9 protein-coding genes and 1 tRNA gene are annotated in these 8868 nt (G+C 68.8%); 5 read left to right on the forward strand and 5 right to left on the reverse strand.

The window, feature by feature from the left end; genetic code table 11:
• Positions 1-14 precede the first annotated feature (14 nt).
• Both HB724_RS16895 and HB724_RS16900 read left to right on the forward strand, forming a co-directional pair.
• Positions 15-338 carry a nuclear transport factor 2 family protein gene (locus HB724_RS16895; RefSeq protein ID WP_213982117.1) on the forward strand — a complete coding sequence of 108 codons (324 nt, stop codon included), beginning with the start codon at positions 15-17 and terminating at the stop codon, positions 336-338.
• Positions 338-1120, forward strand: a complete 783-nt coding sequence (locus HB724_RS16900; protein WP_213982118.1) for an SDR family oxidoreductase — start codon at positions 338-340, stop codon at positions 1118-1120. The genes HB724_RS16895 and HB724_RS16900 overlap by 1 nt, the downstream gene beginning before the upstream one ends.
• A 43-nt stretch (positions 1121-1163) precedes the next feature.
• Here the strand turns inward: HB724_RS16900 and map are convergent, their stop codons facing one another.
• Positions 1164-1988 (reverse strand): type I methionyl aminopeptidase, encoded by an 825-nt coding sequence (gene map, locus HB724_RS16905; RefSeq protein WP_213982119.1) that lies wholly within the window; start codon positions 1986-1988, stop codon positions 1164-1166.
• Positions 1989-2040: 52 nt separating this feature from the next.
• On the opposite strand from map, the gene HB724_RS16910 reads away from it, so the two are divergent.
• A complete protein-coding gene (locus HB724_RS16910) occupies positions 2041-2796 on the forward strand; it encodes a molybdopterin-binding protein (protein WP_213982120.1) in 756 nt (251 codons plus the stop codon).
• A 104-nt stretch (positions 2797-2900) separates the two neighbouring features.
• Here HB724_RS16910 and HB724_RS16915 read toward each other — a convergent pair whose 3' ends face one another.
• The 4 genes from HB724_RS16915 to HB724_RS16930 all read right to left on the reverse strand — a co-directional run bounded on the left by HB724_RS16915 (position 2901) and on the right by HB724_RS16930 (position 7180).
• Positions 2901-4508 carry an NAD(P)/FAD-dependent oxidoreductase gene (locus tag HB724_RS16915; RefSeq protein WP_213982121.1) on the reverse strand — a complete coding sequence of 536 codons (1608 nt, stop codon included), beginning with the start codon at positions 4506-4508 and terminating at the stop codon, positions 2901-2903.
• 59 nt (positions 4509-4567) lie between these two features.
• On the reverse strand, positions 4568-5959 hold the full coding sequence (locus HB724_RS16920; protein WP_213982122.1) for a M20/M25/M40 family metallo-hydrolase: 1392 nt from the start codon (positions 5957-5959) through the stop codon (positions 4568-4570).
• A 23-nt stretch (positions 5960-5982) separates the two neighbouring features.
• Positions 5983-6056: transfer RNA gene (locus HB724_RS16925), tRNA-Gly, on the reverse strand.
• 71 nt (positions 6057-6127) lie between these two features.
• Positions 6128-7180 carry an NAD(P)-dependent alcohol dehydrogenase gene (locus HB724_RS16930; protein WP_213982123.1) on the reverse strand — a complete coding sequence of 351 codons (1053 nt, stop codon included), beginning with the start codon at positions 7178-7180 and terminating at the stop codon, positions 6128-6130.
• A gap of 147 nt (positions 7181-7327) precedes the next feature.
• Here HB724_RS16930 and HB724_RS16935 point away from each other — a divergent pair, with 147 nt between their 5' ends.
• Both HB724_RS16935 and HB724_RS16940 read left to right on the forward strand, forming a co-directional pair.
• Positions 7328-8284 (forward strand): AraC family transcriptional regulator, encoded by a 957-nt coding sequence (locus HB724_RS16935; protein ID WP_213982124.1) that lies wholly within the window; start codon positions 7328-7330, stop codon positions 8282-8284.
• A 185-nt stretch (positions 8285-8469) separates the two neighbouring features.
• A partial coding sequence (locus tag HB724_RS16940) for a diacylglycerol kinase family protein (protein ID WP_275956599.1) occupies positions 8470-8868 on the forward strand: 399 nt, incomplete at its 3' end.

Below are 8868 nucleotides of genomic sequence, written 5' to 3' on the forward strand. Positions count from 1 at the left end.
GAGGAGACCAGATGATGCAAGACCTGCCCCCGGCGATCGCCGGCTATTTCGCGGCCCAGGCCAAGGACGATCCCCAAGCCCTGGCGGAATGCTTCGTGCCCGAGGCGGTCGTCCATGACGAGAAGCGGGAGCATCGCGGGACCGCCGCCATCGCGGCCTGGCACATCGAGGTGATGCGGCAGACCCGGTTCACCGCGCGGCCCCTGTCGTTCGAGGCGCGGGACGGGCATTGCATCGTCTCCGTCGAGGTATCGGGGAGCTTCACCGGCAGCCCGGTGACGCTGGAGCATGACTTCACCCTGCGCGATGAGCGCATCGCCGCGCTGGAGATCCGCTGATGGGCAACTGGATCGATCTCGCCGGCCGGCGCGTGCTGGTCACGGGCGGCAGCAAGGGCGTGGGCGAGGCGGTGGTCGCGGCGCTGGCCGCCGCAGGCGCCATGGTGATGACGAGCGCGCGCTCCCGGCCGGAGACGCTGCCCGAGGGCGTGCATTTCGTCGCGGCCGATCTCCTGACGGCGGAAGGATGCGATGCGCTCGCGGCTGCGGCGCTGCAGGGGATGGGCGGCGTCGACATCCTCGTGAACGTGCTGGGCGGGTCCAGCGCGCCCGGCGGCGGCTTCGGGGCGCTGAACGACGCGGAATGGGCGAAGGAGATCGACCATAACCTCCTGCCCGCGGTGCGGCTCGACCGGGCGCTCGTGCCGGGCATGGTGGAACGCGGCGAGGGCGTGGTGATCCACGTCACTTCGATCCAGAACCGCCTGCCTTTGCCGGAATCGACCATCGCTTATGCCGCGGCGAAGGCGGCGCTGGCCACCTATAGCAAGGCGCTGTCGAAGGAAGTCACGCCGAAGGGCGTACGCGTGGTGCAGGTTTCGCCCGGCTGGGTGGAGACGACCGCCGCCGTGGCGCTCGCCGAGCGGCTCGCCGAGCAGGCGGGCACCGATTATGAGGGCGGCAAGAAGATCATCATGGACGCCCTGGGCGGCATCCCGCTCGGGCGGCCTGCCAGACCCCAGGAAGTGGCCGATCTCATCACCTTCCTCGTCTCGCCGCGCGCGGGCGCGATCTCGGGAGCGGAATATGTGATCGACGGCGGCACCATTCCCACCGTGTGAAGCCGCGCGATGCGGAGCGGGGTGGCCCGCTCTGCGCCATCGCTCAATAAGGCGGCTGGTCCAGGCCCTTGGGGCTCTTGGTGAAGATCTCGCAGCCGTCCTCGGTGATGCCGATCGAATGCTCGAACTGGGCCGAGAGCGAGCGGTCGCGCGTCACCGCCGTCCAGCCGTCCTCCAGCAGCTTCACGTCGGGGCGGCCGATGTTGATCATCGGCTCGATCGTGAAGAACATGCCGGGGCGCAGCTCGGGCCCGGTGCCGGGGCGGCCGACATGGACCACCTCGGGCGCGTCGTGGAAGACCTGGCCCAGGCCGTGGCCGCAGAAATCGCGGACCACGCCATAGCGATGCTTCTCGGCATGGCGCTGGATCGCGTGGCTGACGTCGCCCAGATGGTTGCCGGGCCTGGCCTGCTCGATGCCGAGCATCAGGCATTCATAGGTGACGTCGACCAGCCGGCGCGCCTTGATCGGCACGTCGCCGACCAGGAACATGCGGCTGGTGTCACCGTGCCAGCCGCCGAGCATCGGGGTCACGTCGATATTGACGATGTCGCCGTCCTTGAGCGTGCGTTCGCTCGGGATGCCGTGGCAGACGACATGGTTGATCGAGATGCAGCAGCTATGCGTGTAGCCGCGATAGCCGAGCGTGGCGGGCACGCCGCCGCCGTCGACCGACATCTGGCGGACGATGTCGTCCAGCTCGGCGGTGCTGACGCCGGGCACGACGTGCGGCACGAGCGCGTCGAGGATCTCGGCGGCGAGTCGGCCGGCCTTGCGCATTCCCTCGAAGCCCTCGGGCCCATGGAGCTTGATCGCGTGGCTGCGCGCCTGCGGCATGTCGGCGGTGACGGTCACATATTCGGTCATTCGAGCCATATAGGCGTTTGCGCCGCGCTTTGCGAGATCGTACCGAAGGGGCATGGGAGAGCGCATCTGGACCGCGGCATTGGTGGTGATCGGCGACGAGATCCTGTCCGGCCGCACGCAGGACAGGAACGTCGCGCAGATCGCGACCTGGCTCAACGTGCAGGGGATCCGACTCGCCGAGGTGCGCGTGGTGCCCGATGTGCAGGCGGCGATCGTCGAGGCGGTGAACGCGCTCAGGGTCCGCAACGACTATTGCTTCACCACCGGCGGCATCGGGCCGACGCATGACGACATCACCGTCGATGCGATCGCGGCGGCGCTGGGCGTGGGGGTGGTGATCCACCCCGAGGCGCGCGCGGTGCTGGAGCATTATTACGAGACGCGTGGCGGGCTGACCGAGGCGCGGCTGCGGATGGCGCGGGTGCCCGAAGGGGCCGAGCTGATCCCCAACCGCATGTCCGGCGCGCCGGGCATCCGGGTGGGCAATCTCTTCATCCTGGCGGGCGTGCCGCACATCACCGCGGGCATGCTCGACGCCCTGACCGGCACGCTGGAGGGCGGCCGCCCGGTGCTGTCGCGCACGGTGGGGAGCTGGGTGGCGGAGAGCGAGATCGCCGAGTTCCTGGGCGAGACCGAGCGCGCGCATGCAGGCGTGGCGATCGGGAGCTATCCCTTTTTCCGCGAAGGGCGGACGGGGGCAAACTTCGTGGTGCGCGCGACCGAGCAGGGGGTGGTGGATGCGTGTGTCGAGGCGCTGAAGGCGGGGCTGGCGGTGCGGGGGCTCGAGGCGGTCGAGGGCGGCATCTAAGCCCTCTCCCCTCCGGGGAGAGGGTTGGGAGAGGGGCCCATCGAAAGCGCGTCGCACTTTCCCCTCTCCCCGGCCCTCTCCCCGGAGGGGAGAGGGAGGTGGCGCTACCCGAGCAACCGGCCCAGCAGGCTGCGGTCGCGCAATATCTCGTGCGCGGCGTTGTGGCCCGGCGCGCCGGTGACGCCGCCGCCGGGATGGGTGCCGGAGCCGCACATGTAGAGGCCGCTTATGGGTCCGCGGTAATCGCCATGGCCGAGAATCGGGCGCGCGGCCCAGAGCTGGTCGAGCGACATGCGGCCGTGGAAGATGTCGCCGCCGATCAGGCCGAACTTGCGCTCCAGATCGAGCGGGGAATGGATTTGCCGCGCGATCACCGATGCCTTGAAGTTCGGCGCATGGGCGGTGACGGTGTCGATGATGTGGTCGGCGGCCTGCTCGCGGACATCGTCCCAGCTTCGGCCGTCGGGCAGCTCGGGGGCGAATTGCTGGCAGAACAGGCTGGCGACGTGCGCGCCCTCCGGGGCGAGGCTGTCGTCCACGGTGGAGGGGATCTTCATCTCGACGATCGGGGCCCTGGACCAGCCGAATTTCTTCGCGTCGTCGAACGCCGCGTCCATGTAATCCATGCCCGGCGCGATGATGATGCCGGCGGTGTGGTGCTCGGCCTTGCTCTTGCCGGGGAGCACGGTGAAATCGGGCAGCTCGGATAGCGCGACGTTCATGCGGAAGGTGCCCGATCCCGCCTTGAAGCCGGCGATGCGGCGCTTGAAATTGGCGTCGAGATCGGAGGGGGCGACAAGCTGGTTGTAGAGCAGCAGCGGGCCGATATTGGCGGCGATGATGGGGGCTGCGATCTCCTCGCCGGATTCGAGGCGGACGCCCGATGCCTTGCCGCCATCGACCAGTAGCCGGGCGACCGGCGCCTCCAGGCTGATCTCCACGCCCGCGTCTGCGCAGGCCCGCGCCATCGCCTGGGTGATCGCGCCCATGCCGCCGACGCTATGGCCCCATGCGCCCTTCTTGCCGTTCACTTCGCCGAAGACGTGGTGGAGCAGCACATAGGCCGAGCCGGGCGTCGAGACGCCGGCATAATTGCCGACCACGGCGTCGAAGGCGAAGGCGGTCTTGACGGTGTCGCTCTCGTACCAGCCGTCGAGGAAGTCGCGGGCGGACTTCACGAACATGTCGAGCACGTCCTGCTGCGCGTCGAGCGGCATCCTGGCGAGGCTGCGGCCCTGCGACGCGGCGGCGAGCAGCGCGCGGATGCCGCCATGGGCGTTGGGCGGGGTCTTGAGCGAGAGGTCGCGCAACATTTCGGCGACGCGTTCCAGCGCTGCCTCATAGGCGGGGAAGGTCTGGGCGTCCCTGGGCGAGAAGCGGGCGAACTCGGCCTGGGTGCGGGCGGCGCCGCCGCCGAGCTTGAGGTACGTGTCGGGGAAGGGGAAGAAGTTCGAGATCGTCCGCTCGATGACGCGATAGCCATGATCATGGAGCCGCATGTCCGCGATCACCTTGGGGCGGAGCAGGCTGACGGTGTAGCTGGCGGTGGAGTTGCGGAAGCCGGGGTGGAATTCCTCGGTCACCGCAGCGCCGCCGACGATGTGGCGGCGCTCCAGCACGCGGACCTTCAGGCCCGCGCGGGCGAGGTAGAAGGCGCAGACCAGCCCGTTATGGCCGCCGCCGATGATGAGGGCGTCGTATCGCTTCATCATGCTTCCTCGATAGTGCGTCGCACCTAACCCTCACCCAACCCTCTCCCAAAGGGAGAGGGCTATTCGGTCAGGGCCTTGAACACGCGCTTGTAGTAGACGATCGACGGGGCGATCTCGCTGAGCGGCGTGCGTTCGTTCAGGCCGTGGGCGAAGCCGTCGCTGTCCTTCATGAAGACGGGCGAGGCGCCGTAGCTCGGTACGCCCTTCGCGCGGAACCACATGCTGTCGGTCGCGCCCGCCGACATCACCGGCACCACCGGCACGTCGGGGAAGCGGGCATGGATCGCGTCGCCGACGATCTTCATCAGGTCGGGGCGCAGCGGCGAGGCGTCGCTGGCGACCGAGCCGCTTTCGAGCGTCACCACCTTGGCCGCGGGATCGGCGACGATCTCGGCGAGCCTGGCGCGCACCGTCTCGACCGGCGTGCCGGGGAAGATGCGGCAATTGATGTTGGCCGTGGCGCGCTGGGGCAGGGCGTTGGTGGCGTGGCCGGCATTGACCATCGTCGCGACGCAGGTGGTGCCGGTCTGGCCGATCAGCCCGGGCTCGGCGCTGAGCACCGCGCGCGCTTCCTTGTCCTGCGGGTTCGCGGCGAAGCGGCGCATCGCGTCGGCGATCTTGGGATCGCTCGTCGTCTTCGCGCCGGCGAGGAAGCTCGCCTTGGTGATCTCGTTCAATTCGGGCGGGAATTCATAGGCGCCGATCCGGTCCAGCGCGCGGGCGAGCGAATAGATCGCATTCTCCCTGCGCGGGGCGCTCGAATGGCCGCCGGGATTGGTGAAGGTCACTTCGTAATCGGCATAGGTCTTCTCGGCGCCCTGCAGGCCGAAGAGCGTCGGCTTGCCCTGTTCATCGAGCGCGCCGCCGCCGCCGTCGATGTTGAGCAGCAGCTCGGCGTCGTGGAATTTGTCGGCGAGGATCGCGGTGGTCTTCATCTCGGTCTCCTCATCGCCCGAGAGGAGGAGCAATATGTCGCGGCCGGGCTTGTAGCCTTCGCGCTTGAGCTGGAGCAGGGTTGCGACCGTGGTCGAGAGGTCGTACTTCATGTCGGTCGCGCCGCGGCCGAAGATATAGCCGTTCTCGATGACCGGCGTGAACGGATCGCGCTCCCAATCCTCGCGCTTGGCCTCGACCACATCCATATGCCCCGAGATCAGGATCGGCCTGGCGCCGTTCCTCGCCTTGCCGGTGCCGCGATAGCGCGCCGCGAGCCAGGCGGTGTCGCCGATCTTCTCGACCTGCACATCGGTCTCCGCGAAGCCGCCCGCGACCAGGACACCCTTCAGATAGGTGGCATAGTCGAAGGTCTGGTTGCCCGGCCCGGCGACGGTGCGGAAGGCGATGCCGCGCTTCAGCAGGTCGAGCGCCTGCGCCTCGGCCTGCGGGTTGGTCTGGGCGTGGGCGGGAACGGCGGCGAGCGCCACTGCGAGAAAGGCCGCGAGGTGGCGCATCGGGCTGGCTCCGGATGATATTCTGGAGCGGGTGAAGGGAATCGAACCCTCGTCGTAAGCTTGGGAAGCTTCTGCTCTGCCATTGAGCTACACCCGCCCGCGTCCGGATCGAGTGGCATATCGGCCCCGGCCGGTCAACGGCTGTCGCGCCGTCCGGGGCCGGGAACGTCAGGCTGCTTCGGGCATCGAGGCCATGTCGATCACGAAGCGATAGCGCACGTCGGCGCGCTCCATCCGCTCGAAGGCGGCGTGGATGTCCTGGATCGCGATCATCTCGCATTCGGGCAGGATGTTCATCCGCGCGCAGAAATCGAGCATCTCCTGCGTCTCGGCGATGCCGCCGATCGGCGACCCGGAGAGCCGGCGCCGGGCCATCAGGAACGGCAGCGTGCTGGTTTCGTCGATCGGGCCGAGCTGGCCGACGATCACCAGGGTCGAATCGACGTCGAGCAACGGCATATAGGGCGAGACGTCGTGGCGGACGGGGATCGTGTCGATGATGAGGTCGAAGCTGTTCGCCGCCGCCGCCATCGCATCGGCATCGGCCGATACCAGCAGCGCCTCGGCGCCCAGCGCCAGCGCATCGGCCTGCTTGGCGTCGTTGCGGCTGATGACCGTGACGTGCGCGCCCATCGCATGCGCGAGCTTCACCGCCATATGGCCGAGCCCGCCCAGCCCGATCACGCCGACGCGGCTGCCCGGGCCGACGCCCCAGGTGCGCAGCGGCGACCAGGTGGTGATGCCGGCGCAGAGCAACGGCGCCGCCTTGGCGAGATCGAGCGCGTCGGGCACCGAGAGGACGAACTCCTCGCGCACGACGATGTGGCGCGAATAGCCGCCGAAGGTCGGGTCGCCGGTGACGCGGTCGTGGTCGTTATAGGTTTGCGTCACGACGTTGCGGCAGAGCTGCTCCTCGCCGGCATGGCACTGGTCGCATTCCATGCAGCTGTCGACGATGCAGCCGATCGCGACGCGGTCGCCGGCCTTGTGGCGGGTGACGCCGGCGCCGGTGTCGATCACGCGGCCGACGATCTCATGGCCCGGCACCAGCGGATAGGTGCTGAAGCCCCAGTCGTTGCGGGCCTGGTGGAGGTCCGAATGGCAGACGCCGCAATAGAGGATCTCGATCGCGACGTCGTTGGCGCGAAGGTCGCGGCGCTCGAACGCGAAGGGCGCGAGCGGCGTTTCTGCGGTTTGCGCCGCATAGCCGATGGTTTGCATGGAGGAGGCTCCGGTTTTGGGGGAATGGCGTTCCTCTACAGGCGGGCCGGCGCCGCGCGGTAGCTCGATCCTGCCGGTTTCTTGCCCGATCCTCTGGCGCGATGCGAAAGCCGTCGCATTGGCCGCGGGACGCCCTAGATAGGGGCCATGCTGATCGCCCCCGACGAGTCCGACGCCCATCGCCGCAGCGAAACCGCCGCGCTGCGCGAGGTGCTGGGCAAGCGGATCGAGCGCCACATGGACGCCACAGGCCGCAACGCCACGGCGATCGGCGGACTCAACCTCTATCGCTGCACCGGCGTCACGCCCGCCTATTCGACGATCTACGAGCCGAGCCTGGCGGTGATCGTCCATGGCCGCAAGCGCGTGGTGGTGGGCGACGAGACCTATCTCTACGATTCGTCGCGCTTCCTGCTGACTGCGGTGGACATGCCGACGATCGCCAGCGTGCTCGATGCGAGCCCGGACCAGCCGCACCTCGCGATCATGCTCAAGCTCGATCTGGAGACGGCGCGGCACCTGATCGCCGATATGGGGCTCGCCGCGGTCGAAGCGGGCAGCATGGGCGCGGCGATCGCGACCGGGCCGGCGACGGCCGACCTGCTCGATGCGGTCAACCGGCTGATCGGCCTGCTGGAGACGCCGCAGGACATCCCGATCCTGGCCGGGCTGATCGAGCGCGAGATCCTGTATCGCCTGCTGACCGGGCCGACCGGCGCGCAGCTGCGCCAGACGGTGTCGCTCGGCACCCAGGCCAATCGCGCGGCGCGGGTGATCGCCTGGCTGCGCGAGAATTACGTCTTGCCCGTTCGCGTCGAGGCACTGGCGGAGGTGGCGGGGATGGGCGTGTCGACGCTCCATCATCATTTCCGCGCGCTGACCGCGATGAGTCCGCTTCAGTACCAGAAGCATCTGCGGCTGCACGAGGCGCGGCGGCTGATGCTGAGCGAGGCGATCGACGCGGGCAGTGCGGCGTTGCGCGTGGGCTATGAGAGCCCCACCCAGTTCAGCCGTGAATATCGCCGCCTGTTCGGCGCGCCGCCTCGCCGCGATATCGAGGCGCTGCGGATCGATGCGCGCGCGCTGGCGCATCTGCACCGGTAGGGCGATCACCCCATCCGTCACCCCGGCCGCAGTGCCGGGGTCCACTCCTCCTCCAGAGAGTCCCTCTCGCCTCCAGCGGCTCTCCCAGCATCCCGGTGGACCCGGCACTGCGACCGGGGTGACGGGGGATGATTTGCGTCCCCCGCCGGCAGGCGACCAAAATCCCCCTCGCGCGTTGGCCGGGGATGGAAACACTCTGGTTCATCACCAATCCCGATTCCGGCACCACCTCGCGCGCGAAATGCGATGCGCTCGAGGCGGTGTTCGAGGAAGCCGGCCTGAAGCTCGCCGGCCGCACCGAATTTCCCGCGCAGCACCTGCCGAGCGGCGAAACGCTCGACGCGGCAGGCACCGATACCGTCGTCCTGTTCGCCGGCGACGGCACGATCAACGCCGCGCTCTGCGCGCTGGCGGAGTGGGAGGGATCGTTCCTGATCCTCCCCGGCGGCACGATGAACCTGCTCGCGAAAACGCTGCACGGCGAGACCGATCCGCACCGGATCGTCCATGCCGCGCACAAATCCGATCGCCGCGTCGCGCTGCCCTATGTCGAGGCGGGCCGGCACCGCGCGTTCGTCGGCCTG

This window comes from Sphingomonas sp. dw_22 (assembly GCF_018449795.1).
In the GTDB taxonomy this organism is placed as follows: domain Bacteria; phylum Pseudomonadota; class Alphaproteobacteria; order Sphingomonadales; family Sphingomonadaceae; genus Sphingomonas.

Coding starts and splice junctions, on each gene's coding strand:
- HB724_RS16895 (WP_213982117.1), top strand. CDS start 15: ATGCAAGACCTGCCCCCGGCGATCGCCGGCTATTTCGCGGCCCAGGCC.
- HB724_RS16900 (WP_213982118.1), top strand. CDS start 338: ATGGGCAACTGGATCGATCTCGCCGGCCGGCGCGTGCTGGTCACGGGC.
- map (WP_213982119.1), bottom strand. CDS start 1,988: ATGACCGAATATGTGACCGTCACCGCCGACATGCCGCAGGCGCGCAGC.
- HB724_RS16910 (WP_213982120.1), top strand. CDS start 2,041: ATGGGAGAGCGCATCTGGACCGCGGCATTGGTGGTGATCGGCGACGAG.
- HB724_RS16915 (WP_213982121.1), bottom strand. CDS start 4,508: ATGATGAAGCGATACGACGCCCTCATCATCGGCGGCGGCCATAACGGG.
- HB724_RS16920 (WP_213982122.1), bottom strand. CDS start 5,959: ATGCGCCACCTCGCGGCCTTTCTCGCAGTGGCGCTCGCCGCCGTTCCC.
- HB724_RS16930 (WP_213982123.1), bottom strand. CDS start 7,180: ATGCAAACCATCGGCTATGCGGCGCAAACCGCAGAAACGCCGCTCGCG.
- HB724_RS16935 (WP_213982124.1), top strand. CDS start 7,328: ATGCTGATCGCCCCCGACGAGTCCGACGCCCATCGCCGCAGCGAAACC.